This window comes from Aeromonas simiae (genome assembly GCF_014892695.1).
Classification (GTDB): domain Bacteria; phylum Pseudomonadota; class Gammaproteobacteria; order Enterobacterales; family Aeromonadaceae; genus Aeromonas; species Aeromonas simiae.
In genome coordinates, this window is sequence record NZ_CP040449.1 from 211,308 (window position 1) to 225,785 (window position 14,478).

Sequence of the window (14,478 nt, forward strand, 5' to 3'; positions counted from 1 at the left end):
TAAAAAAACCGGAGCCACAGGCTCCGGTTTTTCATTGCTCGGGTTTAACCGCGCGCCAGACTGTTGTCCGGGTAGTTCTTGGCCAGCACGGCACGGGCGTTTTGGGCCAGGCCGGGCATTTTCAGCGCTTCATAAGATTCAACCATGATCTCGAGGGCGCGTTCGGCCTGCGGGGTGTCGGGGAAATCCTGCACCAGCTGCTTGGCGCGGTTGGCCGCCGCCACCAGCGCATCACGCTTGACGTAGTACTCGGCCACGCTGAGATCGTACTTGGCCAGACGGTTCTTCAGGCCGATCATGCGGGCACGGGCATCCGGGGCATATTGGCTGCTGGGGTAGTTTTGCAGCAACAGCTTGAAGTCCTGGAAAGCCTGATGGGCGTAACCGGGGTCCTTGTCATCCCGATCGATGCCGAGCAGATCCTGGAAGAAGTTGTAGTCAGCCGCCATGTTGGTGAGACCACGCATGTAATAGACGTAGTCGATGTTCTTGTGCGCCGGATTCAGGCGGATGAAACGGTCGATGTTGGCGATCGCCTGGGCGTTGTCATCCTGCTTGTAGTAGGCATAGATGAGATCCAGCTGCACCTGGGTGGAGTAGGCGCCGAACGGATAGCGTGAGTCGAGCGCTTCGAGCAGTTCGACCGCACCTGCGTAGTTGCCGGTGTCCAGTTTGACGCGCGCTTTCTGATAGAGGGTCTCCGGCGGCTCGTCCGGTACTTTGGGCTTGGAGCTGGAGCAACCCGTGGCCATAACGACGGCCAGGGCCAGTGATAACAGCAGGCTAGACTTCTTTACCATCAACAACATCCGGTCCATTTCCACGAAATGGGCAAAGTATCCGTTATGCTTGGCTAAAAGAAAAGCTAGAATATCCCGTTCTTCGAATAGATAACTGCTCCAGAGACGTTAGATGAGCCAGCAAATTGAACTGACCGGTGAATTCCAGGATCACCAATATGGACAGCGCCTTGACCAGGCGTTGGCCGAACTCTTTCCGGACTACTCCCGGACCCGCATCAAAGAGTGGATCTTACAGGACAGAGTGACCCTGGATGGTCAGGTGGCCAACACTCCGCGCGAGAAAATCCTAGCCGGGCAGAGCGTGTATATTCGCGCCGAGCTGGAAGAGGATACCCGCTTCGATGCCCAGAATATCGAACTCAACGTCGTGTTTGAGGACGAACACATCCTGGTGATCGACAAGCCCGCCGGTCTGGTGGTCCATCCGGGGGCCGGTACCCCGGACGGCACTGTGCTCAACGCCCTGCTACACCGTTACCCCGGTATCGGCGAAGTACCGCGTGCCGGCATCGTGCACCGTCTCGACAAGGACACCACCGGCCTCATGGTGATCGCCAAGACAGTTCCGGCCCAGACCCATCTGGTGGAAGACTTGCAGGCCCGCCAGATCACTCGTGAGTATGAGGCGATCGCCATCGGTCACATGACCGCCGGCGGCACCGTTGATGCCCCCATCGGCCGCCACCCGACCCAGCGTACCCACATGGCGGTGGTGCCGAACGGTCGCCCTTCGGTCACCCACTACCGGGTACACGAGAAGTTCCGTGGTCACACCCGCCTGCGTCTGCGCCTGGAAAGCGGCCGTACCCACCAGATCCGGGTACACATGGCTCACATCAAGCACCCGCTGGTGGGCGATCCTGTCTATGGTGGCCGCCTGCGCCCGCTGCGCAACGCCACGCCTGAGCTGACTGAGGCCCTGCGTGGTTTCCGCCGTCAGGCTCTGCACGCCACCATGCTGCAACTGGCCCATCCCATTACTGGTGAGATGATGCAGTGGCACTCGCCCACCCCACAGGACATGGTGGCGCTGATGGAGGTGCTGCGAGCCGATACCGAGGCCAACCCCAACGATCTGGTCTGGATGTAAACGCTGATAGCAACGAGGGGGGCGAGTCCCCCTCTGCGCTATCTGTGTCCCCTGTGGTGTTAGCAGACCTCGTCCTGAGGTCGGCCATCTTCCTTCGATAGCCCTATTCCCTCCTTGCGCGTCTGTCGCCTCTTTCTGCCATTCCTCTTACGCCTCCTTGTATTCGCCTTATCTTCATCTTGGCTTGATGCCTTGCTCGGGGATGATTTCCCGCCATGGTGGCGATGCGCTATGGGCAGGCTCTGCGATCGCCGGTGACCAGATCCCAGATGTTAGTAGGGGCCGGTCGGCAGGAGTGATGGGAGAGGCATGAGGCGCCAGCGGCGCCCCATGCGGGGTCACGAGGATCAGCGCGCCGTGGCGATGGCGCGGCGTGGCAGCAGCAGGTTGAGCAACATGGCGGTGATACCGCCGGTAGCGACGCCGAACGAGAGCACGCTTTTGAGCAGCTCCGGCAGGTGTTGCAGCACTTCGGGCACCTGGGCGACCCCCAGCCCCATGGCCAGCGACACCGCCAGGATCATCAGGGCGCGGCGATCGAGGGTCTCGCGGGAGATGATGCGCACCCCGGCGGCGGCGATGGTGCCGAACATGACGATGGTGGCCCCACCCAGCACCGGTTCGGGGATCTGCTGGATCAGGGCGGCCACGCCCGGCAGCAGGCCGAGCAGCACCAGCATGGCGGCGATGAAGAAGCCGACATAGCGGCTGGCGACGCCGGTTAGCTGGATCACCCCGTTATTCTGGGCAAACACCGACATGGGAAAGGTACCCACCAGGGCGGCCAGCATGGAGTTGATGCCGTCGGAGAGCACGCCCCCCTTGATCCGCTCCATGTACACCGGGCCTTCTACCGGCTCCCCTGAGATATCCGAGGTGGCGGTCATGTCACCGATGGCCTCAAGCGCAGTCACCACGAAGATGACGGTGAGGGGGATGCAGAGGTACCAGTCAAACGCCAGCCCCACGTGCAGAATGCGCGGCAGGGCGATCCACTCGTCCGGCAGGGTAGGCAGGGTGACACGCCCCATCAGGAAGGCAACGGCATAGCCGAGTACCATGGCGATGACGATGGCCGACAGCCGCAGCCAGGGGTTCTGGCTGCGCTGCAACAGCACTATGGTGAGCAGCACCAGCAGGGCGAGCCCCAGATTCTCCAGGCTGCCGAAGCTGCCATCCTGCATGGCGGCAAAGCCGCCGCCCATGCTGACCAGACCCACCTTGATCAGGGTCAGACCGATGAGCAGCACCACGATGCCGGTGACCAGCGGCGTGATCACCTGGCGGATCAGGTGCAGGCAGCGGCTCACCACTATCATGCTGAGGGAGGCGACCAGTATGGTGCCAAACAGAGTGGCCAGCATCTGCTCTTCGGGCATGGCCGCCTGCTTGAGGGCCAGCCCAGAGGCGATGATGGGGCCGAGGAAGTTAAAACTGGTGCCCTGCACCGAGAGCAGCCCCGAGCCGACCGGGCCGAAGCGACGGGTCTGGATGAAGGAGGCGATGCCCGACATCAGCAGCGACATGGAGACGATGTAGCGGCTCTCCTCGGCACTGAGCCCCAGCGAGGAGGCGATGATGAGCGGGGGGGTGATGATGCCGACAAACATGGCCAGCATGTGCTGGAGGGCGGCAAACAGGGTTTGGGGTAAGGGAGGTCTGGCCTCCAATCCGTAGATGAGATCCGTGTGGGGGCGGGACGCACTGGTCATGGTGGGTTTTGTCCGAGGCTTGGGGTTACAACACATCGTGCCGCCGTCGCGGCGCGGGGGAATCAGGATGAAGAGAAGGGCCCGCAGAAGCGGGCCCTTGAGTGCAGGGGGATTACTTGCCCTGCTCACGCTCGATGGCGCGCCAGCCGATGTCATGGCGGTAGAAGAGGCCATCCCACTGGATGCGTGCCGCCAACTGATAGGCGCGCTGCTGGGCTTCGGCCACGCTCTGGCCGAGCGCCGTGGCACACAGCACGCGGCCCCCTGCGGTGACGACGGTATCGCCTTCCAGGCGGGTGCCGGCGTGGAACACCATCTCGCCGCTCGCCTCCTCAACCGGCAGGCCGCTGATGGGCTTGCCCTGCTGGTAGTCGCCGGGGTAACCGCCGGCGGCCAGTACCACACCGATGGCGACGCGCGGGTCGTAGACGGCTTCCATCTGATCCAGCTTGCCGGCACAGGCGGCCAGGCACAGCTCGACCAGATCGGACTTCATGCGCAGCATGATGGGCTGGGTTTCGGGATCGCCGAAACGGCAGTTGAACTCGATCACTTTGGGGTTGCCCTGCCCATCGATCATCAGACCGGCATAGAGGAAACCGGTGTAGACGTTGCCTTCGGCGGCCATGCCACGCACGGTCGGCAGGATCACCTGCTCCATCACCTTCTGGTGCACGTCAGCCGTGACCACAGGTGCCGGGGAGTAGGCACCCATGCCGCCGGTGTTGGGGCCAGTATCGCCGTCGCCGACGCGCTTGTGATCCTGGCTGGTGGCCATCGGCAGCACATGTTCGCCGTCGACCATGACGATGAAGCTCGCCTCTTCCCCTTCCAGGAACTCCTCGATCACCACCCGGGCGCCGGCGTCGCCGAAGGCGTTGCCCGAGAGCATGTCACGTACCGCATCTTCGGCTTCTTCCAAGGTCATGGCGACGATGACGCCCTTACCGGCGGCCAGACCGTCGGCCTTGACCACGATGGGGGCGCCCTTCTCGCGCAGGTAGGCCAGAGCCGGCTCCACCTCGGTGAAGTTCTGGTATGCGGCGCTCGGAATGGCGTGGCGTGCCAGGAAGTCCTTGGTGAAGGCCTTGGAGCCTTCCAGCTGTGCGGCAGCGGCCGTCGGGCCGAAGATGGTCAGCCCCTCGGCACGGAAGGCGTCGACCACCCCCTTCACCAGCGGTGCCTCGGGCCCGACTATGGTGAGTTCGATCTGCTGGCTCTTGGCAAATGCCACCAGAGCCGGAATGTCGGTGGCCGAGATGGCCACGTTCTCGACCCCGCTTTCGTGGGCCGTGCCGGCATTGCCGGGGGCGACGAAGACGCGGTTCACCAGGGGGGAGTGCTTGGCCTTCCAGGCCAGGGCGTGCTCGCGGCCGCCGTTACCGATCACCAGTACTTTCATGGTCTGTTTCCGTTGCTCGTTTCGTCGTGTGCGAAGTGGGCGAACCCACCTCGCGCTCTCGTTATCAATGGCGGAAGTGGCGCATGTTGGTAAAGACCATGGCCATGCCGTGCTCGTTGGCGGCGTCGATCACCTCTTGGTCGCGCATCGAGCCACCCGGCTGGATGACACAGGAGATGCCGGCGGCAGCGGCGGCGTCGATGCCGTCGCGGAACGGGAAGAAGGCGTCGGAGGCCATGACGGAGCCCGCCACGGTCAGCCCTTCATCCTCGGCCTTGATACCGGCAATCTTGGCGGAGTAGACCCGGCTCATCTGGCCGGCGCCGACGCCGATGGTCTGCCCGTCCTTGGCATAGACGATGGCGTTGGACTTGACGAACTTGGCCACCTTCCAGCAGAACAGCAGGTCGTTGAGCTCTTGTTCGGTGGGCTGGCGCTGGCTGACCACCTGGAGATCGTCCAGGGTGACCATGCCCAGATCGCGCTCTTGCACCAGCAGGCCACCGTTGACCCGCTTCATGTCAAAGCCGCTGGCCGGGGCGGTCCACTGTCCGCACTCGAGCAGACGCACGTTCTGCTTGGCGGCCACCGCGTCGCGGGCCTCTTGGCTCACCACGGGGGCGATGATCACTTCGACAAACTGGCGATCGACGATGGCCTTGGCGGTGGCGCCATCCAGTTCACGGTTGAAGGCGATGATGCCGCCAAAGGCGGAGGTGGGGTCGGTCTTCCAGGCGCGCTCGTAGGCGTCCAGCAAGTCGCCGCCGATGGCTACGCCGCACGGGTTGGCGTGCTTGACGATGACACAGGCTGGCTCAGCGAACTCTTTCACGCACTCGAGCGCGGCGTCGGTGTCGGCGATATTGTTGTAGGAGAGGGCCTTGCCCTGCAACTGGGTTGCGCTGGAGACGGAGCCTACCGCGGCCTGCTCTTCCACATAGAAGGCGGCACCCTGGTGGCTGTTCTCGCCGTAGCGCATGTCCTGCTTCTTGATGAACTGGGCGTTGAAGGTGCGCGGGAAACGGGACTCCTCGTCACCCTCTTTGTTATCGCCATAGGAGGGCACCATGGTACCGAAGTAGTTGGCGATCATGCCGTCGTAGGCGGCGGTGTGTTCGAAGGCTGCGATGGCCAGATCGAAGCGGGTGGCAAGGCGCAGGCTATTGCCGTTGCTGTCCATCTCGGCGATGACCCGGTCATAGTCGGCAGCCTTGACCACGATGGCGACATCCTTGTGGTTCTTGGCAGCAGAGCGAACCATGGTCGGGCCGCCGATGTCGATGTTCTCGACGGCGTCTTCCAGGGTGCAACCCGGTTTGGCCACGGTGGCGGCGAACGGATAGAGGTTGACCACCACCATGTCGATGGGGTTGATGCCGTGCTCGCTCATGATGGCGCCGTCACGGTCGCGACGACCGAGGATGCCGCCATGTACCTTGGGGTGCAGAGTCTTGACGCGGCCGTCCATCATTTCGGGAAAACCGGTGTAGTCGGAGACTTCGGTCACCGGCAATCCAGCCTCGGCCAGCAGCTTGGCGGTGCCTCCGGTGGAGAGCAGATCCACGCCACGCTCATTCAGGGCGCGGGCGAACTCAAGGATTCCGGTCTTGTCCGAGACACTCAGCAGGGCGCGGCGGATGGGCCTGGCTTGTTCCATTACTCTATCGTCCTCAAGGTGATGGGGACCCGGGCACGCGCACGCACAACGAGAGTCCCCGTGATGATGTGGGGGGAATTTCACAAAGCCGACTTGAAGCAGTCAGCTTTGGGAAATACCCGCTTGAGGGCGGCGTTGGTTGTCGGCGCGCATTTTACACAAAAAATGTGAGCGGTGGGGGATTTTTTGCCGGTGCAAGGCCTTGATTGGCGCGGCGTTAAACGTTTGTCATTGATTTTGAAGCAAACGATTGTTTTCGAGTCCAATTTGTCGTTGTAACAGGCTGGCCCGCATTGGGGAAAGTGGGTGGCGGGTGTACAGTAGCGCCAACAGAGTAAGGAGGAGACATGTACCGGATCGGTGAACTGGCCAAGGCGTGCGGCATCAAGGCCGACACCCTGCGCTTTTACGAAAAGAATGGCCTGCTCGCCCCCAGCATTCGCAGTGAGGCGGGCTATCGGCTCTACAGCGAGGCTGACCGTCGCCGTCTCGAGTTTATCCTGCGGGCCAAGTCGGTGGGCTTCTCCCTGGCCGACATCGGCGAGCTGCTCGATCTCGATCGCAATAAGGCCAGCGTCACCTGCCAGGAGGTGAAGGCGGTGGCCGACGCCAAGCTCGACCAAGTGGAGGCGAAGATCCACGAGCTGGTCCGCTTTCGCGAGAACCTCAAGGCGCTCTCCGCCATCTGCTGCGGTGGGCCGCGTTCGGCCGAGCACTGCGCCATTCTCGAGACCCTGGAATCGGGGGAAACGGGGAACCACGAGCATCACGAGCACGGGGCGTGAAGGGGGGTGGGCAATCTATTGCATCGCAATGAAAGTGGGCGCACAATCGGCGCGTTTTTTAACCGCCCCATGCCGGGCATACGATGAAAAGGAGCCGATATGGCCAAGAAGAAGAAGGTGGTCGACGTCGCCACCGCCCACGAGCATCAGCGTGGCACCGTGAATGACAATCACCTCAAGGCGTTGGTGACCTCGCCCCTGTTTCAGGTGCGGGTCGAGAAAAGCGGCAAGGGCAAGGGCAGTTTTCAGCGCACCCCCAAGCACCGCAAGGGGTGGGAGTGCGGTCAGCAGTCGATGATGTTCGTCGCCTGCTGAGCGCACTTCCCTCTTATTCGTCCATAAACAGCTCGAGCAGCACGTTGAGATAGCGGTGCCCCAGCGCCGTCAGCTGCCAGCTCTCCCCGTGGTCGGTGATCAGTCCCTTGCTCTGGGCGATCGCCAGCACGCTCTCGACCCGTTCCAGTGACAGCCCTGTGTAGGCGGTGAACTCCGTCTTGGGAACCGGCTCGAACAGGCGGAAGCGGTTCATGAAGAACTCCAGCGGCAGGTCGTCCGTTTCCACTACCCAGCGTTGATCCAGATAGGGGCGGCCCGGCTCCAGATAGCCCTTGGGGTGTTTGACCTTGGCGGTACGCACTATCTGCCCCTCGGCGGGCAGGGTTAGCTTGCCATGGGCGCCGCAGCCGATGCCGAGGTAATCCCCGAAACGCCAGTAGTTGAGATTGTGGCGGCACTGGTACCCCTCTTTGGCATAAGCCGAGATCTCGTACTGGCGGTAGCCATTGGCGGTGAGCAGGGCGTGGCCACGCTCGTAGATCTCCCACAACACCTCATCGTCTGGCAGGCGCGGCGGCTTGGAGGCGAACGCCGTGTTCGGCTCTATGGTGAGCTGATACCAAGAGATATGGGGCGGGGCGCAGGTGATGGCCTGCTCGAGATCATAGAGGGCGTCATCGAGGCTCTGATCCGGCAGGCCATGCATCAGATCCAGGTTGAAGGTAGGAAGCGCAATGGCGTGGGCCAGCGCGGCGGCGGCGCGCGCCTCGTCCGGCCCGTGAATACGGCCGAGCCGGGTCAGCTTCTGCTGCTGGAAGCTCTGCACCCCGATGGAGATGCGATTCACCCCGGCGGCGCGAAAGCTGGCAAACTTCTCCGCCTCGACCGTGCCCGGATTGGCCTCCATGGTGATCTCGCAATCATCCACCAGTGGGAGGCGAGCGCGGACGCCATCTAGCAGCGCCTGCATCGCCGCGACGCTGAGCAGGCTGGGGGTGCCGCCACCGATGAAGATGGAGTGCAGTGGCCGGCCCTGGGCCATGGGCAAGTCTTGCTCTAGGTCATCGAGCAGGGCGGCGACGTATTCCTGGTGGGGCAGCTCCCCCTTCTGGGCGTGGGAGTTGAAGTCGCAGTAGGGGCACTTCTGCACGCACCAGGGAATGTGAATGTAGAGGGAGAGGGGAGGCAGTTGCAGCATGGTGGTTCCATCAACAAAACGGGGCCCGTGGGCCCCAGTCTATCGCACTTTCGGTTCGGTGCAGGATTAGTCGGCGGCGGCGAGAGCGGCCTTGAGCTTGGCCAGCGCCTGGCCGCGATGGCTCAACTGGTTCTTGCGCTCGGCCGACAGCTCGGCGCTGGTGCATCCCTCGGAGGGGACGAAGAAGACCGGATCGTAGCCAAAGCCGTTCTGGCCGTGCAGCTCCTCGGTGATGCGCCCTTCCCAGCTCGCTTGGCAGATGAGGGGAGTGGGGTCGTTTTCGTGGCGCATGTAGACCAGCACACACCAGAAGCGGGCGGTACGCAGCTCGGTCGGCATGCCGCTCAGCTCGGACAAGAGCTTGTCGATGTTATCGCGATCGGAGGCCTGATCGCCGGCGAAGCGGGCCGAGTAGACGCCGGGGCGTCCTTGTAGCAGATCGACCTCCAGGCCGGAGTCGTCGGCCACGGCGGGCAGCCCGGTCACCTTGGCGGCGTGGCGGGCCTTGATGATGGCGTTTTCGACGAAGGTGGTGCCGGTTTCGGCCACTTCGCTCACCGCAAACTCGCTCTGGGGCACTACCTGGATGTCGAGATCCGCCAGCATGGCTGCCAGCTCCTTGACCTTCTTCTGATTGCCGGTCGCCAGTACGAGTTTGTTCATCATCTACCTCCGAAACGAATTTCGGGGCATTCTAGGCGCTCTCTCCTGACAGGGAAAGCAACAATGTGGCGCAAGGGGGATTCAGCCGGCCAACAAGGCGTGCTGATCGAGCAAGGTGAGGTGCCCGTGATAGGCGGCGCCGGTGTCGAGCCAGCACAGATTGCCCCGACGTAACCAGTGGCCGCGCAGCGGGGTGTGGCCCATCACTACTCGGTCGATGCCGGCAATCTGTGCATCGATATGGCCACCCAGCAGCAGGGTGGTGATGCGCTGGCGCTGCCACAGCAGATCGCGCCGGTAGCGCTCGCAGAAGGCCTCATCCAGCAGGCGCCAGTCATGGGTGATGGGGTCGGCATGCACCACGCCGATGCGCTCGCCCCCGGCGAGCCGTACCGTCAGCGCCAGAGGCAGATCGCGTACCCGTGGCAGCAGTTGATAGAGGTGGCGGCGCTCGCCGCGCGCGAGCTGATCGGCCCATTCGCCGCCGTTGCGGCGCCACAGGGCGCCGGCCTGGCGATCGCCGGCCATGGCCTCCAGCAGCATCGCCTCGTGGTTGCCGAGCACGCTGTAAAACCAGGGCTGCTCAAGTAGGGCAAGACAGGCGAGGCTATCCGGGCCCCGGTCGATGAGATCGCCGACCGCGATGAGTGCATCACCGCGCTCAGGCCGGAAGTTGCTGCGGGCGAGGGCCGCCTCCAGCTGACTCAGGCAGCCGTGCAGATCGCCCATGAACCAGGCGGTGCCGCTTACATCGATATGCCGGTGCATGCCATGACGCCTCCTTCATTGCCATCACTATACCCGTGGCGGCTCGCCAGTTATCTTTCCTTTTGGGAATAACAGAGGTGAATACAATCCATTTCCGTTCATTACAGTGACGCCGTAGACTCGCCGCACCCGTTAATGCCATGTAATGAAAAGGAGCACCGAGTGCGATTGTTGTTGCTGCTGATCCTGTTGGTGTTGTTCAGCCCGCTCGCCATCGACATCTACCTGCCTGCCATCCCGTTGATGGCCGAGTCACTGGGGGCGCCGCTGCTCTCGATGCAGGCCACCATCACCGGTTTTCTCTTCAGCATGGGGCTGGGCCAACTGCTGGCCGGCCCCCTAGCCGACCGCTATGGCCGCCGGCCGGTGGCCCTATGGGGCATGTTCATCTATGGACTCAGCGCGCTGCTGGCGGCCCACGCCGGCTCGTTGGAGGCGCTAATGGCAGCCCGCATTTTGCAGGGGCTGGGGGCCTGTGCCACCTCGGTGGCGGCCTTCTCCGTGGTGCGTGACAGTTATGGCCCGAGCAAAAGCGGCCAGATGATCTCTTACCTCAATGGCGCCATCTGTTTCATCCCCGCGCTGGCGCCACTGCTTGGCGGCTGGCTCACCACTCGCTTTCACTGGGAAGCGAACTTCTGGTTCATGGCCGGCTATGCGGCCCTGGTCGGGGGCTGGCTGTGGTGGCGTATGCCAGAGACCCGCCCGACCGAGACCCACAGCGAGGGGGCGCTCATCGCCTGGGCACGCTATCGCCCCGTCATCGGTGACCCGCGCTTTGTGTTCAATGCCTCGCTCTGCATGCTGGCAATGGCGGTGATCCTCGCCTATGTCACCGCAGCCCCAGTGCAGTTGATGGTGACGCTGGGGCTCGACATGGCGGGGTTCAGCCACTGGTTTACCGCTAACGCTGTGCTCAACATCCTGGCCTGCTTCATGGCGCCGCGCCTTATCGGCCGTTTCGGCCCGCGCCGCACCCTGCGCGCCGGTCTGCTCGTGATATCCTTGTCGGCGCTGCTGCTGAGCCTGTTGCAGGGGATGGCGACGCCGCTGGCCATGATGGGGCCCGTGTTTATCTCCAGCATCGGATTTGCCATGGTGCTCGGCTCCGCTGCCGGACTGGCGCTGGCTCCCTTTGGTCATTGTGCCGGCACGGCCTCGGCCCTGCTGGGGCTGCTCCAGATGAGCGGCGCAGGAGCCCTAGTTGGTCTGAGCGGTGTGCTGGTGGCCACGCCATTGCAGCAGCTTGAACTGCACATGTGGCTGCTGCTGCCGCCTTTGCTGTTGCTATTGACCCGACGCGGGCGCCGCCTGTGTGCGTTGAACTGAGGAGAATGTGATGACGTTGCAAACTGCCCTGGTGGGCTATGGCTATGCCGGCAAGACCTTTCATGCCCCCCTGCTGCGCAGCGCCGAGGGGATCGCTCTGAGCACGGTGGTCAGCCGTGACGCCAGCAAGGTGCATGCGGATCTGCCCGATGTGCGGGTGTGCGACATGGAGACCATGCTGGCCGATCCGGCCATCGCGCTGGTGGTGATTGCCACACCGAATGATACCCATGCCCCGTTGGCACGCCAGGCGTTGCTGGCAGGCAAGCATGTGGTGATCGACAAGCCGTTTGCCCTCGATGTGAGCGAGGCGCAAGGGCTCATCACGCTGGCGGCGGAGCGCGCTCTGCTGCTCTCCATCTTCCATAACCGGCGCTGGGATGCCGATTTTCTGACCCTGCGCCGGCTGATCGAAAGCGGGGATCTGGGGGCTTGGAAGCAGATGGAATCCCGCTTCGATCGCTTCCGCCCCGTGGTTCGCCAGCGCTGGCGCGAGGGGGCAGGCCCTGGCGCCGGCCTCTGGTTCGATCTCGGCCCGCACCTGCTCGATCAGGTGTTGCAGCTGTTCGGCCAGCCCGATTGGTTGCAGGCCGACATCGTGGCCCAGCGTGCAGGGGCGCTGAGTGACGATGGTTTCGAGGTGACGTTGGGTTATGGCGAACGGCGGGTGCGTCTTGGTGCGAGCTCGCTGGTGTCGCACCGGGTGCGACGCTTTGCCGTCCACGGTGACCGGGGCAGCTACCTCAAGTTCGAGCTCGATCAGCAGGAGAGCTGGCTCAAGGCGGGCTTGCTGCCGGGCCAGCCTGGCTGGGGCGAGGGGGAGAGCGCCGGTGTGCTCTATCGCCAACAGGATGAGCAGATCGAGGAGACCACCATCCTGCCTGTGCCGGGTGATTATGCGGGCTACTATCCTGCGGTGGCACGTGCCATTGCGGGTCGGGGCGCGAATCCGGTGGAGCCGGTTGAGGCGCTACGGGTGATGCGTCTGCTCGAGCTGGCCACCCACAGCGCCGCAGAGGGGCGCCGCCTGGGATGCGAGTCAGTTTTTGTCTGAGTCAGGGTCAGAAGAAAAAAAAACGCACTTTTTTTCGTGAGTCATTGCTGTCAGAAAATGAGCTGAATTTGGTGTTCTTCACCACATTCCGTGCGTTTATTTCTCACTTTTTACTGACTTGTGGCGTTACAGTCTTATCTTTTATCAAACGGTAAAAAAAACTCATTGAGAGACACGTTTTCCTTCTGGTTTCAGAGAGATATAGTGCGCACCGTGTCAGACCGGGCTCGCTCCGGTTCACAGGGATGGTGAGATGCCATCTCTCCACCATGTTTGAGGAATGACTGATGAATAAAGTACTGGTAGCCGGTATCCTGGGTTTGATGTTGACCGCTTGTGGCCAGAAAGAAGAGGCCAAGGCTCCTGCCGCTGAGCCGGCCGCGACTGCCGCCCAGGCCGTGAGCGAAGCTGCTGCCACCACTGAGCAGGCCGTCAGCGAAGCTGTTGCCACCACCGAGCAGGCCGTCAGCGCCGCTGCTGAAACCGTAGAGAAGGCTGCCAGCGCTGCCGCCGCTACTGTTGAAGAAGCCAAGAAGTAAGTCGCCACGCGACGAAGAAACGGGCCCATCGGGCCCGTTTTTTTATGGGGTGGTGCACAGTTTCGAGGTGAGAATGTGATCTTCCCAGCGACCATTGATCATCAGGTAGTCCCGCGCCCTTCCCTCTTGCTCGAAGCCGAGCCGCGTCAATAACCTTCCACTGCGTTCGTTGCGTGGCATATAGCAGGCCATGATGCGGTGCAGGCCGCGTTCCTGGAACAGGTGATCGATGGCGCATGTCAGGATCTCCTGCATCAATCCCTCTCCCTGCCTTGTGGCGTCGATAGAGTAGCCGAGGTGGCAGGCCTGGAAGACCCCCAGAATGATATTGGTGAAGTTACAGCTGGCGATCATGCGGCCGCTCTCATCCAGCGCGGCCAGGTTGAGCGCGGTACCGGCGAAGCACTGCTGGTAGCTGTCACGCAGGCGTTGGTGCCAGAAGGGGAGGGTATAGAAGTTGGCCGGCCGCTGCGGCTCCCACGGCTCGAGGTGGCTGCGGTTACGCTGGTAGTAGTCGAGGATGAGATCGGCGTGATCCGGTGTCAGCACGGTCAGGCGGGTGCGGGCGGTGACAAGATGGGGGATTTGGTTCACCCGCGCGCCTCCCTCTGCTGCCACTCTTCGCGCAACAAGCCATAACAGGCGTGATCCACCATGCCCCGTTGCAACCGTTCGGCGTTGCGATTGATACCCTCGAGCTGGAATCCCAGCCGCTCACAGACGGCTCGACTGGCCTGGTTATCGACGGCGGTATTGATGGCGACTTTCTCCATACCCATCTGCTCGAAAGCGTGCTGGATCAATGCACGACAGGCGCGAGTGATAATGCCCTTGCCTTGCCTGCGTTCAGCCAACCAATAGCCGATGACCACGACGCCAAGTCGGCGATCGATCTGGTTGTAGGCGATGGCTCCTACCACCTCTCCCTGATATTCGAGGGCACAGTGCAGGCTTTCGCCACGGGCAAACCCCTCGATGGCGTGACGAATAAACAGCCCCATGTCATCGACGTGGCGCAGCAGAGGAGGCCAGGGCAGCCATTGCCCCAGATAGTCCCGATTATCACGGCATAAGGTGAAAAGCTCGGTACTCATCTCGGGCCGTAAAAAAATCAAGGAGAGGTCTTCATCCAATGGCCAAGTAAACAAGGGAGGCTCCGCTGTTGAGAGGTTTCTTTTTCACTCTATCCAATCGTGGAGTGA

General features: G+C 62.6%; 15 protein-coding genes. 6 read left to right on the forward strand and 9 right to left on the reverse strand.

Annotated elements, in window-relative coordinates; all coding sequences use genetic code 11:
- Positions 1 to 44 precede the first annotated feature (44 nt).
- Entirely contained in the window at positions 45 to 800 is a 756-nt protein-coding gene (locus FE240_RS00955; RefSeq protein ID WP_193003028.1) for an outer membrane protein assembly factor BamD, read from the reverse strand.
- Between the two features lie 112 nt (positions 801 to 912).
- On the opposite strand from FE240_RS00955, the gene rluD reads away from it, so the two are divergent.
- The gene (gene rluD, locus FE240_RS00960) at positions 913 to 1,893 is read left to right on the forward strand and encodes a 23S rRNA pseudouridine(1911/1915/1917) synthase RluD (protein WP_193003029.1); all 981 of its coding nucleotides are present in this window, start codon (positions 913 to 915) and stop codon (positions 1,891 to 1,893) included.
- A 347-nt stretch (positions 1,894 to 2,240) separates the two neighbouring features.
- On the opposite strand, the gene FE240_RS00965 is transcribed toward rluD, so the two are convergent.
- The 3 genes from FE240_RS00965 to purH form a co-directional block, all read right to left on the reverse strand.
- On the reverse strand, positions 2,241 to 3,605 hold the full coding sequence (locus FE240_RS00965) for a nucleobase:cation symporter-2 family protein (RefSeq protein WP_193003030.1): 1,365 nt from the start codon (positions 3,603 to 3,605) through the stop codon (positions 2,241 to 2,243).
- A 112-nt stretch (positions 3,606 to 3,717) separates the two neighbouring features.
- The gene (gene purD, locus FE240_RS00970; protein WP_193003031.1) at positions 3,718 to 5,007 is read right to left on the reverse strand and encodes a phosphoribosylamine--glycine ligase; all 1,290 of its coding nucleotides are present in this window, start codon (positions 5,005 to 5,007) and stop codon (positions 3,718 to 3,720) included.
- Between the two features lie 64 nt (positions 5,008 to 5,071).
- The gene (gene purH, locus FE240_RS00975; protein WP_193003032.1) at positions 5,072 to 6,664 is read right to left on the reverse strand and encodes a bifunctional phosphoribosylaminoimidazolecarboxamide formyltransferase/IMP cyclohydrolase; all 1,593 of its coding nucleotides are present in this window, start codon (positions 6,662 to 6,664) and stop codon (positions 5,072 to 5,074) included.
- Positions 6,665 to 7,011: 347 nt separating this feature from the next.
- On the opposite strand from purH, the gene zntR reads away from it, so the two are divergent.
- Entirely contained in the window at positions 7,012 to 7,449 is a 438-nt protein-coding gene (zntR, locus tag FE240_RS00980; protein ID WP_193003033.1) for a Zn(2+)-responsive transcriptional regulator, read from the forward strand.
- A 99-nt stretch (positions 7,450 to 7,548) separates the two neighbouring features.
- The gene (locus FE240_RS00985; RefSeq protein WP_042048866.1) at positions 7,549 to 7,764 is read left to right on the forward strand and encodes an alternative ribosome-rescue factor A; all 216 of its coding nucleotides are present in this window, start codon (positions 7,549 to 7,551) and stop codon (positions 7,762 to 7,764) included.
- A 13-nt stretch (positions 7,765 to 7,777) separates the two neighbouring features.
- Here FE240_RS00985 and hemW read toward each other — a convergent pair whose 3' ends face one another.
- The 3 genes from hemW to FE240_RS01000 all read right to left on the reverse strand — a co-directional run bounded on the left by hemW (position 7,778) and on the right by FE240_RS01000 (position 10,354).
- The gene (gene hemW, locus FE240_RS00990; RefSeq protein WP_193003034.1) at positions 7,778 to 8,923 is read right to left on the reverse strand and encodes a radical SAM family heme chaperone HemW; all 1,146 of its coding nucleotides are present in this window, start codon (positions 8,921 to 8,923) and stop codon (positions 7,778 to 7,780) included.
- A gap of 66 nt (positions 8,924 to 8,989) precedes the next feature.
- Positions 8,990 to 9,586 (reverse strand): XTP/dITP diphosphatase, encoded by a 597-nt coding sequence (locus FE240_RS00995; RefSeq protein WP_193004388.1) that lies wholly within the window; start codon positions 9,584 to 9,586, stop codon positions 8,990 to 8,992.
- Between the two features lie 81 nt (positions 9,587 to 9,667).
- Positions 9,668 to 10,354 (reverse strand): metallophosphoesterase, encoded by a 687-nt coding sequence (locus FE240_RS01000; RefSeq protein ID WP_193003035.1) that lies wholly within the window; start codon positions 10,352 to 10,354, stop codon positions 9,668 to 9,670.
- A gap of 168 nt (positions 10,355 to 10,522) precedes the next feature.
- On the opposite strand from FE240_RS01000, the gene FE240_RS01005 reads away from it, so the two are divergent.
- From FE240_RS01005 to FE240_RS01015, 3 genes are all read left to right on the forward strand, one after another.
- Positions 10,523 to 11,683: a multidrug effflux MFS transporter gene (locus FE240_RS01005; protein WP_404800068.1), complete on the forward strand. Its 1,161-nt coding sequence runs from the start codon at positions 10,523 to 10,525 to the stop codon at positions 11,681 to 11,683.
- Between the two features lie 10 nt (positions 11,684 to 11,693).
- The gene (locus FE240_RS01010) at positions 11,694 to 12,737 is read left to right on the forward strand and encodes an oxidoreductase (RefSeq protein WP_193003037.1); all 1,044 of its coding nucleotides are present in this window, start codon (positions 11,694 to 11,696) and stop codon (positions 12,735 to 12,737) included.
- Between the two features lie 287 nt (positions 12,738 to 13,024).
- Positions 13,025 to 13,276: a hypothetical protein gene (locus FE240_RS01015; RefSeq protein ID WP_193003038.1), complete on the forward strand. Its 252-nt coding sequence runs from the start codon at positions 13,025 to 13,027 to the stop codon at positions 13,274 to 13,276.
- Positions 13,277 to 13,318: 42 nt separating this feature from the next.
- Here the strand turns inward: FE240_RS01015 and FE240_RS01020 are convergent, their stop codons facing one another.
- Together FE240_RS01020 and FE240_RS01025 are read right to left on the reverse strand one after the other, a co-directional pair.
- Positions 13,319 to 13,870, reverse strand: a complete 552-nt coding sequence (locus FE240_RS01020; RefSeq protein WP_193003039.1) for a GNAT family N-acetyltransferase — start codon at positions 13,868 to 13,870, stop codon at positions 13,319 to 13,321.
- A complete protein-coding gene (locus FE240_RS01025; RefSeq protein ID WP_193003040.1) occupies positions 13,867 to 14,424 on the reverse strand; it encodes a GNAT family N-acetyltransferase in 558 nt (185 codons plus the stop codon). Before FE240_RS01025 ends, FE240_RS01020 begins: the two co-directional genes overlap by 4 nt.
- Positions 14,425 to 14,478 lie beyond the last annotated feature (54 nt).

What these genes read in the sequence shown, in the direction of transcription:
- zntR (WP_193003033.1), top strand. Translation starts at nt 7,012, where the DNA reads ATGTACCGGATCGGTGAACTGGCCAAGGCGTGCGGCATCAAGGCCGAC.
- FE240_RS00965 (WP_193003030.1), bottom strand. Translation starts at nt 3,605, where the DNA reads ATGACCAGTGCGTCCCGCCCCCACACGGATCTCATCTACGGATTGGAG.
- FE240_RS00995 (WP_193004388.1), bottom strand. Translation starts at nt 9,586, where the DNA reads ATGAACAAACTCGTACTGGCGACCGGCAATCAGAAGAAGGTCAAGGAG.
- hemW (WP_193003034.1), bottom strand. Translation starts at nt 8,923, where the DNA reads ATGCTGCAACTGCCTCCCCTCTCCCTCTACATTCACATTCCCTGGTGC.
- FE240_RS01015 (WP_193003038.1), top strand. Translation starts at nt 13,025, where the DNA reads ATGAATAAAGTACTGGTAGCCGGTATCCTGGGTTTGATGTTGACCGCT.
- FE240_RS00985 (WP_042048866.1), top strand. Translation starts at nt 7,549, where the DNA reads ATGGCCAAGAAGAAGAAGGTGGTCGACGTCGCCACCGCCCACGAGCAT.
- FE240_RS00955 (WP_193003028.1), bottom strand. Translation starts at nt 800, where the DNA reads ATGGTAAAGAAGTCTAGCCTGCTGTTATCACTGGCCCTGGCCGTCGTT.
- purD (WP_193003031.1), bottom strand. Translation starts at nt 5,007, where the DNA reads ATGAAAGTACTGGTGATCGGTAACGGCGGCCGCGAGCACGCCCTGGCC.
- purH (WP_193003032.1), bottom strand. Translation starts at nt 6,664, where the DNA reads ATGGAACAAGCCAGGCCCATCCGCCGCGCCCTGCTGAGTGTCTCGGAC.
- rluD (WP_193003029.1), top strand. Translation starts at nt 913, where the DNA reads ATGAGCCAGCAAATTGAACTGACCGGTGAATTCCAGGATCACCAATAT.
- FE240_RS01010 (WP_193003037.1), top strand. Translation starts at nt 11,694, where the DNA reads ATGACGTTGCAAACTGCCCTGGTGGGCTATGGCTATGCCGGCAAGACC.
- FE240_RS01000 (WP_193003035.1), bottom strand. Translation starts at nt 10,354, where the DNA reads ATGCACCGGCATATCGATGTAAGCGGCACCGCCTGGTTCATGGGCGAT.